Annotated in this window: 15 protein-coding genes and 1 other RNA gene; 9 read left to right on the top strand and 7 right to left on the bottom strand. The window is 61.7% G+C overall.

Annotated features, from left to right (window positions below; translation table 11 throughout):
* Positions 1 to 153 precede the first annotated feature (153 nt).
* Positions 154 to 723 (top strand): hypothetical protein, encoded by a 570-nt coding sequence (locus tag WH303_RS14035; RefSeq protein ID WP_339519223.1) that lies wholly within the window; start codon positions 154 to 156, stop codon positions 721 to 723.
* 39 nt (positions 724 to 762) lie between these two features.
* Here the strand turns inward: WH303_RS14035 and WH303_RS14030 are convergent, their stop codons facing one another.
* Genes WH303_RS14030 through WH303_RS14020 form a run of 3 tightly spaced genes read right to left on the bottom strand, consistent with a single transcriptional unit; the run spans position 763 to position 5,353 of the window.
* Positions 763 to 1,863 (bottom strand): siderophore-interacting protein, encoded by a 1,101-nt coding sequence (locus tag WH303_RS14030; RefSeq protein ID WP_339519221.1) that lies wholly within the window; start codon positions 1,861 to 1,863, stop codon positions 763 to 765.
* A complete protein-coding gene (locus WH303_RS14025) occupies positions 1,860 to 3,146 on the bottom strand; it encodes an MFS transporter (RefSeq protein ID WP_339519220.1) in 1,287 nt (428 codons plus the stop codon). Before WH303_RS14025 ends, WH303_RS14030 begins: the two co-directional genes overlap by 4 nt.
* Positions 3,146 to 5,353: a TonB-dependent receptor gene (locus tag WH303_RS14020; protein ID WP_339519218.1), complete on the bottom strand. Its 2,208-nt coding sequence runs from the start codon at positions 5,351 to 5,353 to the stop codon at positions 3,146 to 3,148. The genes WH303_RS14025 and WH303_RS14020 overlap by 1 nt, the downstream gene beginning before the upstream one ends.
* A 152-nt stretch (positions 5,354 to 5,505) precedes the next feature.
* On the opposite strand from WH303_RS14020, the gene WH303_RS14015 reads away from it, so the two are divergent.
* Positions 5,506 to 6,213, top strand: coding sequence for a Crp/Fnr family transcriptional regulator (locus WH303_RS14015; RefSeq protein ID WP_339519216.1), 708 nt, complete (start codon positions 5,506 to 5,508; stop codon positions 6,211 to 6,213).
* A 291-nt stretch (positions 6,214 to 6,504) separates the two neighbouring features.
* A complete protein-coding gene (locus WH303_RS14010; RefSeq protein WP_339519214.1) occupies positions 6,505 to 7,371 on the top strand; it encodes a hypothetical protein in 867 nt (288 codons plus the stop codon).
* Between the two features lie 613 nt (positions 7,372 to 7,984).
* On the opposite strand, the gene ssrA is transcribed toward WH303_RS14010, so the two are convergent.
* The 4 genes from ssrA to ompA form a co-directional block, all read right to left on the bottom strand.
* Positions 7,985 to 8,362: a transfer-messenger RNA gene (gene ssrA, locus WH303_RS14005) on the bottom strand.
* 12 nt (positions 8,363 to 8,374) lie between these two features.
* Positions 8,375 to 9,040, bottom strand: a complete 666-nt coding sequence (locus WH303_RS14000) for an HAD-IA family hydrolase (RefSeq protein WP_021027342.1) — start codon at positions 9,038 to 9,040, stop codon at positions 8,375 to 8,377.
* Positions 9,040 to 9,750: a bifunctional 2-polyprenyl-6-hydroxyphenol methylase/3-demethylubiquinol 3-O-methyltransferase UbiG gene (ubiG, locus tag WH303_RS13995; protein WP_339519212.1), complete on the bottom strand. Its 711-nt coding sequence runs from the start codon at positions 9,748 to 9,750 to the stop codon at positions 9,040 to 9,042. Before ubiG ends, WH303_RS14000 begins: the two co-directional genes overlap by 1 nt.
* Positions 9,751 to 9,834: 84 nt before the next feature.
* Entirely contained in the window at positions 9,835 to 10,491 is a 657-nt protein-coding gene (gene ompA / locus WH303_RS13990; RefSeq protein ID WP_312986727.1) for an outer membrane protein OmpA, read from the bottom strand.
* A gap of 227 nt (positions 10,492 to 10,718) precedes the next feature.
* Here ompA and gyrA point away from each other — a divergent pair, with 227 nt between their 5' ends.
* From gyrA to rpsA, 6 genes are all read left to right on the top strand, one after another.
* A complete protein-coding gene (gyrA, locus tag WH303_RS13985; RefSeq protein WP_339519211.1) occupies positions 10,719 to 13,595 on the top strand; it encodes a DNA gyrase subunit A in 2,877 nt (958 codons plus the stop codon).
* Between the two features lie 103 nt (positions 13,596 to 13,698).
* A complete protein-coding gene (gene serC / locus WH303_RS13980) occupies positions 13,699 to 14,802 on the top strand; it encodes a 3-phosphoserine/phosphohydroxythreonine transaminase (RefSeq protein ID WP_339519210.1) in 1,104 nt (367 codons plus the stop codon).
* Positions 14,803 to 14,900: 98 nt separating this feature from the next.
* Entirely contained in the window at positions 14,901 to 16,001 is a 1,101-nt protein-coding gene (gene pheA, locus WH303_RS13975; protein WP_021027337.1) for a prephenate dehydratase, read from the top strand.
* A gap of 22 nt (positions 16,002 to 16,023) precedes the next feature.
* Positions 16,024 to 16,917, top strand: a complete 894-nt coding sequence (locus WH303_RS13970; protein WP_043340473.1) for a prephenate dehydrogenase — start codon at positions 16,024 to 16,026, stop codon at positions 16,915 to 16,917.
* Positions 16,918 to 17,063: 146 nt separating this feature from the next.
* The gene (locus WH303_RS13965) at positions 17,064 to 19,151 is read left to right on the top strand and encodes a bifunctional 3-phosphoshikimate 1-carboxyvinyltransferase/cytidylate kinase (RefSeq protein WP_339519209.1); all 2,088 of its coding nucleotides are present in this window, start codon (positions 17,064 to 17,066) and stop codon (positions 19,149 to 19,151) included.
* 202 nt (positions 19,152 to 19,353) lie between these two features.
* A complete protein-coding gene (rpsA, locus tag WH303_RS13960) occupies positions 19,354 to 21,036 on the top strand; it encodes a 30S ribosomal protein S1 (protein WP_021027334.1) in 1,683 nt (560 codons plus the stop codon).
* Positions 21,037 to 21,111: the final 75 nt, after the last annotated feature.

Genomic DNA, 21,111 nt, shown 5'->3' with positions numbered 1-21,111 from the left:
AAGCCACTGTCCCTACGGGTTGAAGTGAAATCGGGCGATTTCTTCGCGCTGGCCCTTGCTTGCACCCCAGTGCAAGCTGCGTTCCATCCCTTCGAACTCATCCCGATTGCACTCCAACGCGGCTGCGTAGAGACTTTGAACAGGTTCTTAGCCTTGGCACTCATTGCCTGCCAGCAAGAGAAGCCCAAAGCCACAACGCAGGCAGCCACCAAACCCACATTTACGGCGCCAAGCGTGGATATAGCAACCCTCGACAAGGCGGTGAAAAGCTGGTGGGCCTTGGTGGATGCAAGGGCCAGCTTTAAACACCAAGAGTGCACACAAGCCCCTAATGCCGAGCAAGCAGCGCTGCGACAAGCCCAGTTGCGCTTGAGCACTGGAGCCGTCAAGAGCTATCTGCAACAAGACCCCAACTGCACGTTGTATACCTACGATCGCAGAATCGATCGCGTAGATATGGAAACGGAATCCAGAGCCTTGGTGGTCGCCACGATCAAGAACATTACCCGCCCTAAAGAAGGACAGTCGATAGCGGGCAATTACGCAGAAGGTGGAACCGTCGGTGCCGAATACCGCTATGTGCTATCCCGCGAGGATGACGGCTGGCGTGTGGACGACATTTTCCAGTACGACGAGGTCAACAAGCTCATGGGACGTGACCCCTGGAAACAGGAATACAAGCGCAACTCGTCCGAGCTGTACCTGCTGATATTCAATCAGTAGCCAGCTGGGGAGAGAAGGCGCCCCGTTCTCGCCCGAAGCTTAGCGCCAATAGGTATGCACCAGCGACTTGATCTGCACCAAGGACGGTAGCCGCGCCGCACTGCGGCGCACCGCCTGCGTCAACGGCAGGCCACCCGCAACCCACAGCACCGTATCGTGCGGGTGCCAATCCTGCTGCGCCAGCCATTGCAGCACTTGCGCAATCTCCAGCTGCGACGCACCGGGCACGCCGCCGCGCATCCAGGTGACCTGCATGCCGGCAAACGCTGGCGCCAACGCGGCTTGCTCTTGGGCATCGGACACCCAGAGAAGCAAAGCGGTGGATTGACCCGCCAGCCGCGCCTGCGCAATGCGTGCCGCTGCGGGCAAGGCGCAAGCATCTGCCACCAGCACGCAATGCTGTGCTTGCGGCACCATGCCGCCGGCCGGGCTCAGCACGCCCACCTCGGAGTCCGGCTCGGCGCTGGCAGCCCAGACGGCACCAGGCCCGGCCATGTGCGGATCGGAATGGCCCGTGCCATGGTGGAGCAAGGCATCGACTTCGAGCCAGCCCTCTTCAGGATCCATCGCGCTGATCGTGTAGGTGCGGCGTGCCAATGCCGGTTTGCCGGCAGGCCAATGCAGGCGGTTGCCATCGGCCAGGGTCGGCCATGCCGGCGCTTGGCCGGGCTCGGGCAAGAGCATGCGCACATGCAAGCCACTGGGAGCAAAGGCGCTGATATCGCCCGCCGCCAGGCGAATGCGGCGCATGCGCGGCGACAGCGCCTGGTTGCTGAGAACACGCATCACTTGCAGCCTGGAGGTCGCAGGCGGGGCATCGCCTTCCCAGACCAGCTCCCAACTGCCCTCCACCCAGGCCATCTGGTCGGCGAACTCGGCCAGGTGCTCGGCCAAAGACAGCTGCATCAATTCCCCCATGCGCGGCGCCACCGGTTGCAGCAGGCAATCAATGCCGCTGGCGCTGGTTTGCTGCAGCCTGGCCGTGCCCACATCGGCCAAGGCCAGCAACAAGGTGCCCGCTTGGGGCTGGCTCACGTCGATGCCCTCATCGCGCCAATGCTGCAGCAACCAGTCCACAAACGCGCCGGCTTGCGGCAGATGGATATGGGCCTTGCGTACGAGCGTCTGCGGCACCGTCATATGCGTCTCCCGGTATCGGCAACCACTTGCGCATGGCGCCGCAGCAACGCAGCGGTGGCCAGCCAGCAGCCCACCGCAATCGCCGTCGCAATCGCAAACAGTCCAGAGAACTCGAAGTGCTTGGCAATGAAGCCGCCCGCCATCGCGCTCAGCATATAGCTCAGCAACTCGGCACAGACAAAGATCGAAAAATCCGTGCCCGGCTGCTGGCGGCTGGACGAGGCCATGAACAGCGCATACAGCGCCACCATCTCCATATAACGATGCACGCTCAAGCCCACGGCCAAAACAGCCAAGGAGGTCGTGCCGCCCAGCCAGTGCAGCGAATGCGCCAGGAACAACGCAAAGGCCAGCACACGCAAGGCACTCAAGCCCAGCAGCACCTGGCTGCGGCTGCGCTGCCGCAACCACTGGGCCGCCAGCCAACTGCCCAGCAAGCCGGCCAGTGCAGCGCCGCTGCCGGCAATCACCCCCACTTCGCTCAAACTCAGGCCGCTGTGCAGCAGGTAGCTGCTTTCCATCGAGCGCAACATGCCTTCACTCAGCCGATAAACGGCGGCCAGGCCCAGAATTGCCCAGACACCGGGGCGCGCAAAAAATTGGCTGATGCTGGGGCGCACAGGCACTGTGGCAGCGCCGTCTTGCGCATCCTCCGCGGCGGCAGCAGGCATGCCTTCGTCCATCCACGGCAGCGCCAGCAAAGGCAGCAACGACAGCGCGGCCATCAACAGCATGGTGGCTTGCCAGCCCCATTGATCGACCAGCGCCATCGCCAAGGTGCCGCCCAGCAGCACACCACCGGCCACCGATGCGGCCTGGATCGCATTGCCCCGGCCCAGCTCATCGCTGCGCAGCTGCTGCGTAGCATAGCCGTCGGTGGCGATATCCTGCGTGGCGATGCTGAGCGCCAGGCACATGCCGATGCAAACAATCGTGGTGATGGACGCCTGCGGCCCCACCCAGGCCAGTGCGCCAATCGCCAGCACCGACGCCAGCTGGGTGCAGACGATCCAGCCCCGGCGGTGGCCCCAGCGCAAGGGGCGCAAGCGGTCCACCCAGGGCGCCCACAAAAACTTCAGCACCAGCGGCAGCATCAGGATGGACAGCATACCCACCTGCTGCAAAGGCATGCCGGCAGCGCGCAGTGCGGCGGGCACCGTCATGATCATCAGATACGACGGCACGCCCTGCGCAATATAGAGCGCCACCAGCACCGCCCAAAACTGCCAGGGGCGCTGCGCCGCGTTCAAGCTTGCGCCCTGGGTTTGCACACCTGCCGCCATCAGTATTCAACGCTGTAGTTCAGCGAGAAGGTGCGCCCGCGGCCATAGAACGCAAAGGTTTGCGGTGACACCGCACCCACGCCGTACAAGGCCATCGCGCGCTGCGACCAGGTCGTCAGGTACTGCTTGTCCAGCAGGTTCTGGATACCGACGTTGAGGCGGCCGACCGGCAGCTTGACGCCACCCATCAGGTCGAGCACCGTGAAGCCATCGATCTTGCCCGCGCTGTCATCCTTGAGCCTGAACATGTGGGAGGCCTGCAGGCGCAGTTGCCAGGGGTTCGGGCTCCACTGCACATAGGTCGACAGCTTGGAGGGGCTCGCCGTCATGATGGACTGCTTGGCCCAGCTGCCGTTTTGCCGCGTCTCCGAGCGGATCCACAGCGCATTGCCACCCAGCGCCCAGTTCTTGGCGACGGCCACATCCAGGCTGCCTTCCCAACCGTAGTTGCGCCGCTTCTCATCGAGCACATTGATGGTGACATTGTTGTTGGCGTTGTTGAGCTGCAAGGTCTGGTCCGACCAGGCATAGAAAAGCGCGGACTGCAGCTTGACGGCACCGCTGGCCTGTTTGAAGCCCCATTCCACCTGCCGCGTCTTGATGCCTTGCAGCGGAGAGCTTTTCGGATCAATACCGCTGACCAGTTGCCAATGCGTGCCATTGGCCTGGTAGTTGCCTTGGCCGTAGTACTTGCCGGGGTCCGGCAGCTCAAAGCCTTCGGCGTAGTTGAGCCAGGTGCTGCGGGCAGCATCGATCTGGTAGCGGGCGCCCAGGTTGAACAGGCTCACGTTGTAGCTGTTCTTGCCGCCAGGGATCGCATCGGCCGAGTTGCCACGGCCCAGCAGCATGTAGAGCTGCTGGGTGTAGCCCACAAAATCGTCCACCTGCAAGTCGGTGCTTTGGTAACGCAGGCCGCCGTTCAAAGTCCACTGCGGGTTCAGCTTCCATTCAGCCTGGGCAAAGGCGGCAGCGGTATTGACGCGGTAGCCCGGGTAGCGGCCGGTGCTGCCGATTTGCCGGTTGACCATGCCGCCGCTGGCCAGCGCCTGCGCGGTATCGAACACGGTGGCACTGCCATCAAAGCTCTCGCGGTCCCAATCCAGGCCATAGCGCACACTCAGGTCGCCCCAGGACTTGGCCAGCGCAGCCTTCAGGCCCCAGGTGTCTGTGTTCTGGTGGGAGGCGGTCACAACGGAGCTGGGGAAAGGCGCAAAGTCCAGCTTCTCCTGGCGCCAGAAGGCCTGCAGATACAGGTCCTGGTCGCCCCAGACCTTGGCGGCATGGTAGTCGGCATTGAACATGGCCCGCTCGGTCTGCGGCATCACATCGCTGACAAAGCCGCCCCGCTGCTCCAAGAGCTCCGGCTTGCCACCCATGATGCCTGCCAGGTTGGGGCCGCCATACAGGTAGGAGGAACCATCAAACCGGTTGCGGTAGTACTGCGCGGTCAGGCCCAGGCTTTGCTCGGGGCTGATCTTGATCTGCACATTGCCCAGCACATCCACCCCCTTGGTGTTCTGGGCATCGGTCTGGGCAATGTCGGTGCGCACCGGCTTGCCCTTGCCGTCATAAAAACTGCCATTGTTTTGCAGCGCAATGCCCAGGCGCGCCTGCACCTGCTCATTGCCGCCGGCAATGGATTGGGCCAAGCGGTACTGGTGGTCGCGCGAGCCCTGGAAGCCGGAGGTGACCCCCACTTCGCTGCCCAGCTGCAGGCCAGCGGCGCTGCCTTTTTTGGTGATGATGTTGACAATACCGCCGGTGGCGCCGCCCCCATACAAGGCGCTGGCGCCTGACAGCACCTCGATACGGTCAATATTGAACGGGTCGATCGCATCGAGCTGCCGGGCCGTGCCGCGCGAGCTGTTGAGCGAGACGCCATCGACCATGACCAGCATGGTGCGCCCACGCAGGTTCTGGCCAAAATTGCTGCGCGACTGCCCGCCCAGGTCAATCCCCGGCACCAGCTGCCCCAGGGCCTCGGCCACACTTTTGCCAGCCGTCACTTGCTGCTGCAGTTGTTCGCTGTCGATGACCTGGGTGGTCTGCGCCAGCTCGCTGCGGATGCTGGGCGCGGCCGATGCCACCACATGCTGCACCGCCAATGGGGTGTCTGCCTCGGCGCCTTCAGACTCTGCGGCCGCAGCCGCCATCTGTGCCTGCGCGCTGCTGGCCAATACCCCGATAGCCAGGCTGATGGGCACCATCGCCCATCCACCACCCCATTTGTTCCGCTGAGCTGCGACCGACCGCCCCTGATTTTGCATAGCTACGCCTTTTGTTCTCTTACAACGACAGCGGAAGAGCTTAATTGGAAGAGAATGGGAAGTCTTTTCTCTTGAGAACAATTCTCATTTAAATGAAACCCAAGGCCGCATTTCTCAGCAAGGACCAGGTGCTCGGCCAGTGGCAGCATTGCATGTGGGCACACACGGTGGGCGAAGCACAGGCGCAAGAGTTGGTGCACGCCCATCTGCAGGTACGCCATGTGCATGCGGGCCAGTACCTGTGGAAGGCGGGCGACGTCCCCACGGGCTGGACCGGTGTCACGCGCGGCGCAGCCAAAATCTGCGTGCCCACGCCTGATGGCCGCTCCATCACCTTGTGCGGCTACGCGGGCAGCTGGTTTGGCGAAACCTATTTGCTACGCCCGCACATGGCCATGGACTGCGATGCCATCGCCTTGCATGACCTGACCATGCTTACATTGCCTGCCCACGCCTTCCACGCGCTGCGCCAGCAATCTGCCACGTTCAGCCAGTTTTTGCTGGAGCTGATGGCCGAGCGCAGCCACCAATTGATGCGCCTGCTGACCGCCAAGCAATGCCTGAGCGTCACCGGCCGGGTCGCGCAAAGCCTGGGCTCCCTCATCACACCGCTGAACTTTCCCTTCCCCGATGCCGGCTTGCTCAACATCACCCAGAGCGAGCTGGCCGATTTTTGCCAGGTCTCGCGCGCCCGCTTCAATGAAGCCTTGCTGGAGCTGGAAAAGCAAGATTTGCTGGAGGTGGGCTACCGTACGGTACGGTTGAAAGATATTGAGGGTTTGAGGCGCTACGAGTACTGAGACGCTTTGTTGCTTTAATCAGTCATCGGCCATAATATCCGTGATCACTGAGGCTGCAGCCAGTGTGCTTAGCAGATGAAGAATAGATACGTTTATGTCGCGCTTGGAGTTCAGCAGCACCAATGGATGCTTGCAACCATGCGGATGCCCCAATTGATCTTTTTCCTATCGGATCGCAGTTGCTAGGCGACAAAGGAATAGATCGTATTGAGAGCTACTCCGCAGTAACTGATTGCTGCCGCATATACTGCTCCAGCGTCCAAATGAAGATTAAACAGACAAGGAGTCAGAATGCGAATTACGTGTCATGCCCTGCTAGCAGCAGCGGTCAGCTGGTTTGCCATACCAGCCCTCGCTGCGCTTCCTGAAGCCGGCTATTGGTCGTTTGACGGCGAACTCAATGGGAAGCCGGGACGCGGTCTCCAGATTGAACGCCAGGGTGGTGAGACAGTCATCTTGTCTTACTACGGCTATCGCCCTGATGGATCCGCCACCTTCTATCAAGCATCTGGAAAGATGGCAAAACAGGAGATCTTCACAGCAGATCTGGTGGAATACAAAAATGGTCCCGCGCTCGGCGGCAGCATTCAGAGCGGAGAGATCTCTCAGGCAGTTGGGACGGTCACCCTAAAGTTCGACACCAGCCAATCAGGCACGATCAGTCTTCCTGGTGAGCCTCAGAAGGCAATTTCGCGCTATGTGTATGAGGACACCAAGCAGCGTCTGCATAATCAATTCTCTGTCTCATTTTTTGGAATAAGCAATCATTCCGGCTTCATTCACAGCGCGAAATTGATATTGTCTCTCACGAGCGATGGTCTCTCTGCCGAGCTATCAACTCCCGACGGCATTCACTGTGAATACAAAGGGGACCTCCAACGAGAAGGCTCAGGATTTGCTTCTGAGGGGCAAATCAGCCCATGCAATGATTTCTTCAATATTTCTAAACCCCTTACCAATGCGCGCTTCATGAACCTGAAAGTCAGCGATGATGGTGTGCTATCCGGTATCTATCGATCTTCCGATGATGGATCAGCACCCTTTGTGGACTACCATGTTTTTGGAAGATGCTTCTACTTTCCAGGTGCGGTAATCCTTGGCACACCACCCAAACTTTGCTCGCCGAAGCGCCTTGGCCTTGAGGACACTGCTGAATAGAAATCTTCGGAAAGAGACCCTTTTGGCTTGCGATGAGAGTTCTCGCACAACTCTCAGCCAAAGAGCGAATATGGGTGTCGAAACGGAGCCATCGGCAAATACTTGGCTACGGATGTCTTCTCGCGTCTTACCCAAGACCCTGATTCGCACGAACCCAGAAAGTTGGCGAAAGATGTTGACTGCCATTGAAGACGTGCTCCCTGCCCACTTGGGTGGCCATCCTCTGCAGTCGTTCAATCAGTGCGAGGAGATCGGCTGGTTTGTCCTTGGGCGGGATGACCTGTCTCCAAGCGCCCTGCTTCGGTCCTGCCTACCTTCAGCTGTGACCGTTGAAATCCCAATCTGATACAGCACTCATACGCCTACACTCTACTGAGTGCTGGTGGCATTCCCTGTTACGTTGTCCAACAGCTAGATCATGAAGATGTAGAGATGGTTTTCCGCACCCATGGGAAATTCATCCGCGAGGACTTCCAGAAGCCCAGGCTAGCCTCAAAGCCGTTCAGTGAGGCCTGTGTGATTCCGGTGTGATTTTCTGGACAACCAAAGACAACCGAATGGGCAAAAAATAACGCCACACAGAGGCATTCCTCTTGTGTGGCGTTGTGCTGTATGGTGGAGCTGGCGGGAATTGAACCCGCGTCCGTCAGCCTTCGTCGAGCAGATCTACATGTTTAGTGTTCTGGTTTGAATCTCGCCTGCAAAGCCGCGCAGACACACGCTGCATTGCAAGCCAGTACCCTTGGATCTTGCCATCTACCAAGGTACCCGGTAGACGGCCAGCTGATGTAAATTCCCTTGCAGCCGGGAGGTATTGCTACCCCCTTGCCCAGCCCATCAACATACTGTTGCAAGGCTCACCGGATTTAAGCGGCGAGTGCGAAACGTTCGTCGTTTGCAGTTAGTTTTTTGAACGGAGATTTACGAGCGTCATTCAAGCTCGACATGCACCACACCGATCCCGAACCCACGTCGAAACCAGGACAGCCCCATAGCATCTATTTTAGGCCAGATTCAGCCGTTTCAAGAGCTCGTGTGGAGAATTGATGACATCATCGGCCTCCCAGTGCGCGACCGACTGCTTTTCGCCCAGGTAGCCGTAGACAGCGGCGACGGTGTGCATGCCGGCAGCCTTGCCCGCGATGATGTCGCGCTCGTCATCGCCCACATAGACGCAGTCCTGCGGATCGACGCCGATGCGGCGTGCTGCTTCAAAGAGCGGCTCGGGATGGGGCTTGGCATGCGGCGTGGTGTCGCCACTCACGACGGCACCGGCACTGGCGAACAAGGCCATCTGGCGCGACAGCGGCTCGGTAAAGCGCTTGGACTTGTTGGTCACCACGCCCCAGTGCAGCTGGCGCGCCACAATGCTGGCCAGCATGTCGGAAACGCCATCGAACACGGTGGTGTCCTGCGTCATGCGGCGCTCGTAGTTCTGGAAGAACTCTTCGCGCATCGTGGGGAACTCGGCATCTTCGGGCTGCATGCCAAAGGCCACGCGCAGCATGCCGCGCGCGCCCGATCCGGCATACGGCCGGTAATCGGCCATCGGCAAGGATGGCATACCCCTTGCCACCCGCATCTGGTCTGCAGCGGCGCCCAGATCCGGGGCGCTGTCAATCAGGGTTCCGTCCAGGTCGAACAGAATGGCGCGTATCGATCTTTGCATCAGCCGGGCTTTCGGGTTGCGATCATGTAGTTGACGCTGGTGTCTTCATTGAGCCAGTAGCGCTGCGTCAAGGGGTTGAACTGCAAGCCCTTGCTGTGCGCATGCACCAGGCCGGCGCTGCGGCAGTAGTGGGCCAGCTCCGAGGGACGGATGAACTTGGCAAACTCATGCGTGCCCTTGGGCAGCATCTGCAAGATGTATTCCGCACCCACAATCGCCAGCGCAAAGGCCTTGGCATTGCGGTTGATGGTCGAGAAAAACACCCAGCCGCCGGGCTTGACCAGGTCATGGCAGGCCTGGACCACCGATGCGGGGTCGGGCACGTGCTCGAGCATCTCCATGCAGGTGACGGTATCAAAGCTCTCGGGCTGCAGCTGTGCCAGCGTCTCGACGGCGATTTCCTGGTAGCTGATATTGGGGGTTTGCGCCTCCAGCGCATGGAGCTGGGCCACACGCAGCGCCTTGGTGGCCAGGTCGATGCCGGTCACGGTGGCGCCCTTGCGCGCCATCGAGTCGCTCAAAATGCCGCCGCCGCAGCCCACATCCAGCACCTTCTGGCCATTCAAGGGACTGAAGGTATTGATCCACTCCAATCGCAGTGGATTGATCTGGTGCAAGGGTTTGAAGTCACTGTCCGGATCCCACCAGTGCATGGCGAGCTCGGAAAACTTGGCCAATTCGGCCGGATCGGCATTCACAGTCTGGTTCATGGCCTGATTGTCCACCATCTGCAGGCGCATTCAGGCATAAAAAAAGCCCCACGAATGGGGCTTTTTTGCGCAGGGGCAGAAGAATTACTTCTGGGTGCCCACCACTTCGATTTCCACGCGACGGTTCTTGGCGCGGCCAGCTGCAGTCTTGTTGTCTGCCACTGGTTGCTTTTCGCCCTTGCCTTCGGTGTACACGCGGCTCTTGTCGATGCCCTTGGACACCAGGTAAGCCTTCACAGCTTCAGCGCGACGCACGGACAGCTTTTGGTTGTAAGCATCGGAGCCGATGGAGTCGGTGTGACCCACAGCGATGATCACTTCCAGGTTGATGTTCTTCACCTTGGAAGCCACATCGTCCAGCTTAGCCTTGCCTTCTGGCTTCAGCACCGACTTGTCGAAGTCGAAGAATGCGTCAGCAGCGTAGGTGACCTTTTGGGTCTGGGCAACTGGAGGAGCCACTGGAGCTGGTGCAGGAGCAGCTGGAGCAACAGCAGGTGCTGGTGCGGGTGCTTCAGCAGCCTTCACCAGGGCACCGTCGCAGCCTTCAGCAGCGGTAGCAGGGGTCCAGTTAGCATCGCGCCAGCACAGTTCGTTGGTACCGTTCTTCCAGACCAACTCACCGCTGCCGTTTTGCCAGTTGTCAACTACTTTGCCGCCATCAGCAGCCTTAATTTGTGCTCCAGCGGCGGTTGCAAGCGCTGCAGAGGCAAACAACATCGCCACTTTGTTCAGTTTCTTCATGGTTCTCCTCTTGGGGAAAAAGCCGCAGCCGCGCTGCGAATCAAGACGTCGTCAGTGACCATCACCAAAAACGTTCTTACTTATTGTGCCATAGGCGTACCGGATCGCCATAGTTATCTGTAGCGCCAACGGTAAGACAAAAGCGCATTGGGCCTAGAATGTTGCCCACATGCAACATCAGCTTGCGCCTAAAATGCCTCTTGTACTTCGCCACCTATGCACGCACTATGACCCAGTTTGCTAAAGAAACATTGCCGATCAGCCTGGAAGAGGAAATGCGCCGCAGCTACCTCGATTACGCGATGAGCGTGATCGTTGGCCGCGCTCTCCCAGATGCCCGTGACGGCATGAAACCGGTGCACCGCCGGGTTCTGTATGCGATGCATGAGCTGAACAACGATTGGAACCGCCCTTATAAGAAGAGCGCGCGTATTGTGGGTGACGTGATTGGTAAGTACCACCCGCACGGTGACAGCGCCGTCTACGACACCATCGTGCGCATGGCCCAGGATTTTTCGCTGCGTCATATGCTGGTCGATGGCCAGGGTAACTTCGGCTCGGTGGACGGCGACAGTGCTGCGGCCATGCGTTATACCGAAATCCGCCTGTCCAAGATCGCCCACGAAATGCTGGCCGATATCGACAAGGAAACCGTGGACTTCGGCCCCAACTATGACGGCTCCGAAAGCGAGCCGCTGGTGCTGCCCGCGCGTGTGCCCAATCTGCTGATCAATGGATCGGCCGGTATTGCGGTGGGTATGGCCACCAATATTCCTCCGCACAACTTGAATGAAGTGGTGGATGCCTGCCTGCACCTGCTGCACCATCCCGAGGCATCGGTCGATGACCTGATGGAGATCGTGCCCGCGCCCGACTTCCCCACCGCCGGCATCATCTACGGCATCAATGGCGTCAAGGAAGGCTACCGCACCGGCCGCGGCAAGATCGTGATGCGCGCCAAGGTGCACTTTGAAGATATCGACAAGGGCCAGCGCCAGTCGATCATCGTCGACGAGCTCCCCTACCAGGTCAACAAGAAGACCTTGCAGGAGCGCATGGCCGAGCTGGTGCATGAGAAGAAGATCGAAGGCATCAGCCATATCCAGGACGAATCGGACAAGTCCGGCATGCGCCTGGTGATCGAGCTCAAGCGCGGCGAAGTGCCCGAGGTGGTGCTCAACAACCTGTACAAGCAGACCCAGCTGCAGGACACCTTCGGCATGAACATGGTGGCGCTGGTCAATGGCCAGCCCAAGCTGTGTAACCTGAAGGACCTGATCAAGGTCTTCCTGGAGCACCGCCGTGAAGTGGTGACGCGCCGCACCGTGTATGAGCTGCGCAAGGCACGCGATCGCGGCCATGTGCTCGAAGGTCTGGCTGTGGCGCTGGCCAATATCGATGACTTCATCGCCATCATTCGCAATGCGCCCACACCCCCGGTGGCCAAGGCCGAGCTGATGACCAAGAGCTGGGACAGCAAGCTGGTGCGCGAGATGCTCACCCGCACGCGCACTGATGGCGGCGTCATCAATGCCGACGACTACCGCCCCGAAGGCCTGGAAGTGGAATTCGGCATGCAGCAGGACGGCCTCTACCGCCTGTCCGAGACGCAGGCGCAGGAAATCCTGCAAATGCGTCTGCAGCGCCTGACCGGTCTGGAGCAGGACAAGATCGTTGCCGAGTACAAGGACATCATGGCGGTCATCGAAGACCTGCTGGACATCCTGGCCAAGCCCGAGCGCGTCTCGACCATCATCGGCGAAGAGCTGGTGGCCCTGAAGACCGAGTTCGGTCAGACCAAGCTGGGTGCACGCCGCAGCCAGGTGGAATACAGCGCGCAAGACCTGTCCACCGAAGACCTGATCACCCCGACCGACATGGTGGTGACCTTGTCGCACACCGGCTATATCAAGAGTCAGCCGCTGAGCGAGTACCGCTCGCAAAAGCGCGGCGGGCGCGGTAAGCAGGCCACCGCCACTAAGGAAGACGACTGGATCGACCAGCTCTTTATCGCCAACACGCACGACTACTTGCTGTGCTTCTCCAACCGGGGCCGCCTGTACTGGCTCAAGGTCTGGGAAGTGCCTGCCGGCTCGCGCGGCTCGCGCGGTCGCCCCATCGTCAACATGTTCCCGCTGCAGGACGACGAGAAGATCAACGTGGTGTTGCCGCTGACCGGTGAATACCGCAGCTTCCCGGCCGATCACTATGTGTTCATGGCCACCCGCATGGGCACGGTCAAGAAGACCTCGCTGGACGAGTTCAGCAACCCGCGCAAGGCCGGCATCATCGCCGTGGGCCTGGACGATGGCGACGTGCTGATTGGCGCGGCGCTGACCGAAGGCCGCCACGATGTGATGCTGTTCAGCGATGGCGGCAAGGCCGTGCGCTTTGATGAAAACGATGTGCGCCCCATGGGCCGCAATGCGCGCGGCGTGCGCGGCATGAACATCGACGACAGCCAGAACCTGATCGCGATGCTGGTGGCCGAACAGCACCCGGCCGAAGTCGAAGCGCGCAAGGCCAAGGACGCGCTGGACAACCTGCAGATCCGCGACAAGGAATTGCAGGACGCCCAGGCACCAGCGGCTGACATTGACGCGGTGCGCAAGCAGATCGACGAGGCCCGCGCTGCGCTGGAAGCGGCCGACCTGGCGGCCATTGCCGCACTGGGCGAGCTGCCACGCGAGACCTTGCACAGCGTGCTGACCGCCACCGAAAACGGCTACGGCAAGCGCACCTCGATCGTCGAGTACACCCGCCACGGCCGTGGCACCAAGGGCATGATCGCGATCCAGCAGTCGGAACGCAACGGCAAGGTCGTGGCCGCCACCCTGGTGAGCCCGGATGACCAGATCATGCTGATCACCGACACCGGCGTGCTGGTGCGCACCCGGGTGGCCGAGATCCGCGAGATGGGCCGCGCCACGCAGGGCGTGACCCTGATCAGCCTCGATGCAGGCGCCAAGCTGAGCGGGCTGCAGCGCATTGTCGAGAACGATGCGCAGGCGGACGAGAACGCCGAGGCCGACGGTGCCGATGGCGCCGATAACGCCCAGGGGGCGGACGGCAACGACGCCGCAAGCCCGGCAGACGGCTCCTAAGCCCGCACAGAAAAAGCCATGTTGCGACATGGCTTTTTCCTGCCCTTTATGCTCCTTTTTCCATAGCTATCACCGCTCGCTGTGCGAGCCAACAAGGCCTTCCATGCAACGCCCCTATAACTTCTCGGCCGGTCCGGCCGCCATCCCTGAAGACGTGCTGCAGCAAGCAGCCAGCGAGATGCTGGACTGGCGCGGCAGCGGCATGAGCGTGATGGAGATGAGCCACCGCGGCAAGGAGTTCATCTCGATCTGCGAGAAGGCCGAAGCCGATTTCCGCCAGCTGCTGGCCGTGCCGCAGAACTTCCATATCCTGTTCATGCAAGGCGGTGGCCTGGCGGAAAACGCCATCGTGCCGCTGAACCTGTCGCAAGGCGGCGCGGTCGATTTTGTCGTCACCGGCAGCTGGAGCCAGAAGTCGACCAAGGAAGCGGCCAAGTTCTGCAACGCCGCAGCTGCCGCCACCGACGAAGCCCAGGGCTTTACCCATATCCCCGATCCCGCCAGCTGGAAGCTGCGTGCCGATGCGCGCTATGTGCACATCTGCAGCAACGAGACCATCAATGGCGTGGAGTTCCAGCAGCTGCCCGACCTGGCCAGCCTGGGCTGCCAGGCGCCGCTGGTGATCGATTTCTCGTCGCATGTGGCATCGCGCAGCGTGGACTGGAGCCGCGTGGGCCTGGCTTTTGGCGGCGCGCAGAAGAACCTGGGCCCGGCGGGCCTGACCCTGGTCGTCGTGCGCGATGACCTGCTCGGCCACGCGATGGCCATGTGCCCCAGCGCCTTCAACTACCGCTTGGTGGCCGACAACCAGTCGATGTACAACACGCCACCCACCTGGGGCATCTACATTGCCGGCCTGACCTTTGAATGGATCTTGCGCCAGCAAGAAGGCGCTGCCAGCGGCGTTGCCGCGCTGGAAGCGCGCAACAGCGCCAAGGCCGAGCTGCTCTACCAGGCCATCGATGGCTCGCAGCTCTACGAGAACCGCGTGGCGCGCGACTGCCGCTCGCGCATGAATGTGCCCTTCTTCCTCAAGGATGAGTCACGCAACCAGGCATTTCTGGATGGCGCCAAGGCGCGCGGTCTGCTGCAGCTCAAGGGCCACAAGTCGGTCGGCGGCATGCGCGCCAGCATCTACAACGCCATGCCGCTGGCAGGCGTGCAGGCGCTGGTGGACTATATGCAAAGTTTTGAAAAACAGGGCTGATCAGCAACGCCCCGGTTTTGCCCGGGAAACACTCTTACGTTATTCTTACTGGCTGGCAGTCTCCCCGGGAGCTGCCCGCATCGCACACCCAGGCCACCATGAGCACTTCACCCCAAGCGTCCCCCGAACTCGCCGCACTGCGTGTCCAGATTGACAATCTCGACACGCAGCTGCTGACCTTGTTGAACCAGCGCGCCCTGGTTGCCGAACGGGTGGGCGAGCTGAAAAAGCGCGAAGGCACGCCCTTCTTCCGCCCAGACCGGGTCGCCCAGGTCATCCAGAAGATTGAAAACGCCAACCCTGGCCCCTTGAAGGCCGCCCATGTCTCGGCCATCTGGCGCGAGATCATGTCCGCCTGCCTGGCGCTGGAATCGCCCCAGCGCGTGGCCATCCTGGGCCCGGCCGGCACCTTCTGCGAAGAAGCGGCCATCCAGTACTTTGGCGGCGCTGCCGACATCAAGTACTGCAACAGTTTTGAAGAGGTCTTCCATTCCACCGCTGCGGGCAGCGCCCAGTTTGGCGTCGTCGGCGTGGAGAACTCGAACGAAGGCGTGGTCACGCGCTCGCTGGACATGTTCCTGCACACGCCCTGCCATGTCGTGGGCGAGGTGAGCCTGCTGATCCGCCACAACCTGATGCGCACGACCAACTCGCTCGAAGGCATCGAGGTCGTGGCCGCGCATCCCCAGGCGCTGGCGCAGTGCCAGGGCTGGCTGTCCAAGCACCTGCCCCATGCCGAGCGCCGCCCGGTCGAGAGCAATGCCGAAGGCGCGCGCCTGGCGGCCCTGCACCCGAACATGGCCGGCATCGCCGGCGAGCGTGCGGCCCAGCAGTACGGCCTGCACATCATCAGCCATGCCATCCAGGATGACGCCTACAACCGCACGCGCTTTGCGATCATCTGCCTGCCCCACACGCTGGCCACGCCCGAGCCCAGTGGCAAGGACTGCACCAGCCTGGTCGTCTCGGTGCCCAACCGGCCCGGTGCCGTGCATGAGCTGCTGATGCCGCTGAGCAAGCATGGCGTGTCGATGACGCGCTTCGAATCCCGCCCGGCCCGCACCGGCCAGTGGGAATACTATTTCTATATTGACCTGGACGGCCACCCGTCGCAGCCCCATGTGGCCAAGGCCCTGGATGAGCTGCGCGCGCTGTGTGCGTTCTACAAGGTGCTCGGCGCCTACCCTGTCGGGAGTTGAATCGGTGAAAAAGTTTGAACATATGGCGCTGATCGGCTGCGGGCTGATGGGCGGCTCATTTGCCCTTGCAGCCAAACGGGCGGGGCTGGTCAAACGCATTGTCGGCTACAGCAAGTCGCCATCCACCACCAGCCGCGCGCGCCAGATGGGTGTCATTGACGAAGAAGCCAGCTCGGCCCTGCAGGCCGTCTCGGGCGCCGATCTGGTGCTGCTGGCCATCCCGGTCGCCTCGACCGAGTCGACCCTGGCCAACATCAAGCACCTGATCAACCCCGACACCCTGGTGATGGATGTGGGCTCGACCAAGATGGATGTGGTGGCTGCCGCGCGCCGCGCGCTGCGCGACCGCTTTGGCTGCTTTGTGCCGGCCCACCCGATCACCGGCAAGGAAGTCTTTGGTGTGGACCACGCCGACGTCAACCTCTACCGCGATGCCCAGGTGGTGCTCACCCCCACTGAGCTGACCAAGGTCGCCCAGCTGCGCCAGGCCGAGGCCATCTGGAAGGCCATTGGCACCCATGTGACCAGCATGGCGCCCGAGCAGCATGATGCGGCGCTGGCCGCCAGCAGCCACGCGCCGCATCTGGTGGCCATGGCCTATATGAACTCGCTGCTGTCGCAAGACGGCGCGCACCGCATGCTGTCGCTCGCCGGCCCCGGCTTTCGCGATTTCACCCGCATTGCCGCGGCCGAGCCGCAGATGTGGCGCGATATCTTCCTGGCCAACCGCAGCGAGATCCTCAAGCAGATCCAGTCGCTGCAGCACATGCTGGGCAGCTACGAGGCCGCGTTGCTGAGCGACGACCAGCCCGCGCTCGAGCAGCTGCTGCGCGAGGCCAGCGGCACCCGCGCGCAGTGGAAGCAGGGCAAGCTCTACACGCCAGAGTCGCTGTCCAAGCACAAAACCACCGCTTGATCGGCGCAGTGCCAGCACTGGCCCAGCCGGTGGACCGATAATAGCCAGTGGCGCTACCTGACAACGGGCAGCGCCACCTTCGTTTGCGACCACCGCGCCGCCTGCGCAGCAGGCCTGGCGCAACCACCCCACAGCAGAGCCCCGCCATGTTCTCCACTGCATTTCTCGATATCCCCGCCTTGCAAAGCGCCCATGGTGAAGTGCAGCTGCCCGGCTCCAAGAGCATCTCCAACCGCGTGCTGCTGCTGGCCGCGCTGAGCGCGGGCACCACCACCATCCATGACCTGCTCGATTCCGACGACACCCAGGTGATGCTGCGTGCACTCGAGCAACTGGGCTGCGCCGTGGTGCGCAGCACCGACCCGGCCCACCTCAACAGCTACCACATCACCGGCATTGCCGGCCAGTTGGCGCCCGCGCTGGCCGCCCGCAGCACCGCGCTGTTCCTGGGCAATGCCGGCACCGCCATGCGGCCGCTGACCGCTGCGCTGGCTTTGCTCGGCGGCCACTTCGAGATGAGCGGTGTGCCGCGCATGCACGAACGCCCCATCGGCGACCTGGTCGATGCGCTGCGCCAACTGGGCTGCCAGATCGACTACCTGGGCAACGAGGGCTTTCCGCCGCTGCGCATCCAGCCCGTGACGGCCGCGCAGCTGCAGCTGAACACGCCCATCACCGTGCGCGGCGATGTCTCCAGCCAGTTCCTGACCGCCCTGCTGATGGCCCTGCCCTTGGTCACCACGCGCCAGGACATCGTGATCGAAGTCGCCGGCGAGCTGATCTCCAAGCCCTATATCCATATCACCCTGGAGCTGCTCAAACGCTTTGGCATTGCCATCAAGAACGAGCAGTGGCAGCGCTTTACCGTGCTGGCCGGCAGCCGCTACCAGTCCCCGCACGAGATCCATGTCGAGGCCGATGCCTCGTCGGCCAGCTACTTCATCGCGCTGGGCGCCATTGCCGCCAGCAAGGGCAGCCGGCCCAATGCGCAAGGCGGCACCTCCAGCGTGGACCGGGTCGTCAAGGTCGTGGGCGTGGGCGCGCAGTCGATCCAGGGCGATATCCGCTTTGTCGATGCCGCCCGTGCGATGGGTGCGGCCATCACCAGCGGCCCCAACTGGCTGGAGATCCGCCGGGGCGCCTGGCCGCTGCAGGCCATCGACATGGACTGCAACCACATCCCTGATGCGGCGATGACCCTGGCCGCGATGGCGCTCTACGCCAATGGCACGACCACCTTGCGCAATATCGCCAGCTGGCGCGTCAAGGAAACCGACCGGCTGACCGCGATGGCCATCGAGCTGCGCAAGCTCGGCGCTGTGGTGGTGGAAGGCGCGGACTACCTGACCATCACCCCGCCCGCCAACCGCGAGGCCTGGAAGCCCGCCAGCATCCGCACCTATGACGACCACCGCGTAGCGATGTGCTTCTCGCTGGCCGCCTTCAACCCCGCCGGCCTGCCGGTGCGCATTGAAGACCCCAAGTGCGTGGCCAAGACCTTCCCCGGCTACTTCGAGGCCATGTTCTCGGCCGTGCGCGCCGTGCCCGGCTCGATTCCGGTGATCTGCATTGATGGGCCCACCGCCTCGGGCAAGGGCACCGTGGCCTCGGCCGTGGCCGAGCAGCTGGGCTACCACCTGCTCGACTCGGGCGCGCTCTACCGCATCACCGGCCTGGCCGCCACCCGCGCCGGCATCCCGATCGATGCCGAGCATGCCAGCCAGATTGCCGCGCTGATTGCGCAGATGGACATCCAGTTTGGCGCGGACCATGGCGTGCGGCTTGACGGCGAGGACATCAGCCTGGCCATCCGCAGCGAAGAAGCGGGCATGAACGCCTCCCTGGTCTCGGCGCTGCCCGCCGTGCGCCAGGCGCTGGTGCAGGCCCAGCATGATTTTCGCCAGCTGCCCGGCCTGGTCGCTGATGGCCGCGACATGGGCACGGTGATTTTCCCGCTCGCCCCTTTGAAGGTCTATCTGACGGCCAGCGCCGCCAAGCGCGCCGAGCGCCGCCATAAACAGTTGATTGAAAAAGGAATACCGGCTACAATAGCCGACCTTCGTGCTGACCTTGAGGCGCGGGACGCGCGCGACATGAACCGCGCCACCGCCCCCTTGCATGCAGCGCAGGATGCATTCTTGCTGGACAACTCCGAGATGAGCGTGGACAACGCGGTCACTCAGGTGCTGTCCTGGTGGGAAAAGCGACAGCCGTTTGGCAAAGAGCCGGCCTGAGGCGCCCAGCGCGCCCCTTCCCCTGCCTTTGGCGGCGGTGTTACCCGCCCCTGCAACCTTCTACTGGTGGATCTAACCGCCATGGGTTGCCGGGTTGTTTAACTTTGAACCCCGTGGTGTCACAACCACACAACCTGCACGGCCAGCCATAAAAACGTCAGCAATAGTGCTGCCGGAAACCTGCCCGTGTCTAAGGAAATACATGTCTGAATCTTTTGCCGCCCTTTTTGAAGAGTCGTTGACACGCACCGAAATGCGTCCTGGCGAAGTGATCACTGCTGAAGTCGTGCGCGTTGAGCACAACTTTGTGGTGGTGAACGCCGGCCTGAAGTCCGAAGCCTATGTGCCAATCGACGAATTCAAGAACGACCAGGGCGAAATCGAAGTCCAAGTGGGTGACTTCGTGTCCGTGGCCATCGGTTCCATCGAAAACGGCTACGGCGACACCATTCTGTCGCGCGACACCGCCAAGCGTCTGGCTTCCTGGCTGGCCCTGGAAAAGGCGCTGGAATCGGGCGAATTCGTGACCGGTACCACCTCCGGCAAGGTCAAGGGCGGCCTGACCGTTCTGGTCAACGGCATCCGTGCCTTCCTGCCAGGCTCGCTGATCGACACCCGTCCGATCAAGGACCTGACCCCTTACGAAAACAAGACCCTGGAATTCAAGGTCATCAAGCTCGACCGCAAGCGCAACAACGTGGTGCTGAGCCGCCGCGCTGTGGTGGAAGCCTCGATGGGCGAAGAGCGCGCCAAGCTGATGGAAACCCTCAAGGAAGGCTCCATCGTTCAAGGCGTGGTCAAGAACATCACCGAATACGGTGCGTTCGTGGACCTGGGCGGTATCGACGGCCTGCTGCACATCACCGACATGGCATGGCGCCGCGTGCGTCACCCATCCGAAGTGGTGACCGCTGGCCAGGAAATCACCGCCAAGATCCTGAAGTTCGACACCGAAAAGAACCGTGTCTCGCTGGGTCTGAAGCAAATGGGCGATGATCCATGGATGGGCGTGTCGCGCCGTTATCCATCGAGCACCCGCCTGTTCGGCAAGGTCACCAACATTGCCGACTACGGCGCGTTCGTGGAACTGGAACCAGGCATCGAAGGTCTGGTGCACGTGTCCGAAATGGACTGGACCAACAAGAACGTTGCTCCTTCCAAGCTCGTGACCCTGGGCGACGAAGTCGAAGTCATGGTTCTGGAAATCGACGAAGACAAGCGTCGTATCTCCCTGGGCATGAAGCAGTGCAAGGCCAACCCATGGCAAGAATTCGCGCAGAACACCAAGCGTGGTGACCGCGTGAAGGGCCCGATCAAGTCGATCACCGACTTCGGCGTGTTCGTGGGCCTGGCCTCCGGCATCGACGGTCTGGTTCACCTGTCTGACCTGTCGTGGAACGAAACCGGCGAAGCCGCGGTTCGTAACTACAAGAAGGGCCAGGAAGTGGAAGCCATCGTGCTGGCCGTGGACGTGGACCGTGAGCGTATCTCGTTGGGCATCAAGCAGCTCGACAGCGATGCATTCACCACGTTCGCTACCGTGAACGACAAGGGCCAGATCGTGACCGGCAAGGTCAAGTCTGTGGATGCCAAGGGCGCTGAAATCGACCTGGGCGACGACATCGTCGGCTACCTGCGTGCTTCCGAAATCTCGGTGGACCGCGTGGAAGACGCACGTTCGGTGCTCAAGGAAGGTGATGAAGTTACCGCCGTGGTGACCAATGTGGATCGCAAGAGCCGCAGCATCTCCCTGTCCATCAAGCAGAAGGACCACGCTGAACAGCAAGAAACCATGGCTTCGCTGTCGCAGCAATCGTCCAAGGAAAATGCTGGTACCACCAGCCTGGGCGCACTGCTGCGCGCCAAGCTGGACGCCGACAAGTAATTGACGGCTCCGCTACCGACCCATGCCTTGCCCGTCTTGGTATAGTCGGTAGCTTGCAGACAAGGTGGGCGCCCA

It is taken from the genome of Comamonas sp. MYb69 (assembly GCF_037479315.1).
Taxonomy (GTDB): domain Bacteria; phylum Pseudomonadota; class Gammaproteobacteria; order Burkholderiales; family Burkholderiaceae_C; genus Comamonas.
Note: the sequence above shows the minus strand (reverse complement) of the source record. Positions and strands in the feature narration are given on the sequence as shown.

Excerpts from the sequence above, each read along its gene's own strand:
- pheA (WP_021027337.1), top strand. The coding sequence starts at position 14,901 with ATGAGCACTTCACCCCAAGCGTCCCCCGAACTCGCCGCACTGCGTGTC.
- WH303_RS13970 (WP_043340473.1), top strand. The coding sequence starts at position 16,024 with ATGGCGCTGATCGGCTGCGGGCTGATGGGCGGCTCATTTGCCCTTGCA.
- WH303_RS14025 (WP_339519220.1), bottom strand. The coding sequence starts at position 3,146 with ATGGCGGCAGGTGTGCAAACCCAGGGCGCAAGCTTGAACGCGGCGCAG.
- ubiG (WP_339519212.1), bottom strand. The coding sequence starts at position 9,750 with ATGAACCAGACTGTGAATGCCGATCCGGCCGAATTGGCCAAGTTTTCC.
- WH303_RS14015 (WP_339519216.1), top strand. The coding sequence starts at position 5,506 with ATGAAACCCAAGGCCGCATTTCTCAGCAAGGACCAGGTGCTCGGCCAG.
- rpsA (WP_021027334.1), top strand. The coding sequence starts at position 19,354 with ATGTCTGAATCTTTTGCCGCCCTTTTTGAAGAGTCGTTGACACGCACC.
- serC (WP_339519210.1), top strand. The coding sequence starts at position 13,699 with ATGCAACGCCCCTATAACTTCTCGGCCGGTCCGGCCGCCATCCCTGAA.
- WH303_RS14030 (WP_339519221.1), bottom strand. The coding sequence starts at position 1,863 with ATGACGGTGCCGCAGACGCTCGTACGCAAGGCCCATATCCATCTGCCG.
- gyrA (WP_339519211.1), top strand. The coding sequence starts at position 10,719 with ATGACCCAGTTTGCTAAAGAAACATTGCCGATCAGCCTGGAAGAGGAA.
- WH303_RS14010 (WP_339519214.1), top strand. The coding sequence starts at position 6,505 with ATGCGAATTACGTGTCATGCCCTGCTAGCAGCAGCGGTCAGCTGGTTT.
- WH303_RS14000 (WP_021027342.1), bottom strand. The coding sequence starts at position 9,040 with ATGCAAAGATCGATACGCGCCATTCTGTTCGACCTGGACGGAACCCTG.
- ompA (WP_312986727.1), bottom strand. The coding sequence starts at position 10,491 with ATGAAGAAACTGAACAAAGTGGCGATGTTGTTTGCCTCTGCAGCGCTT.
- WH303_RS14020 (WP_339519218.1), bottom strand. The coding sequence starts at position 5,353 with ATGGTGCCCATCAGCCTGGCTATCGGGGTATTGGCCAGCAGCGCGCAG.
- WH303_RS13965 (WP_339519209.1), top strand. The coding sequence starts at position 17,064 with ATGTTCTCCACTGCATTTCTCGATATCCCCGCCTTGCAAAGCGCCCAT.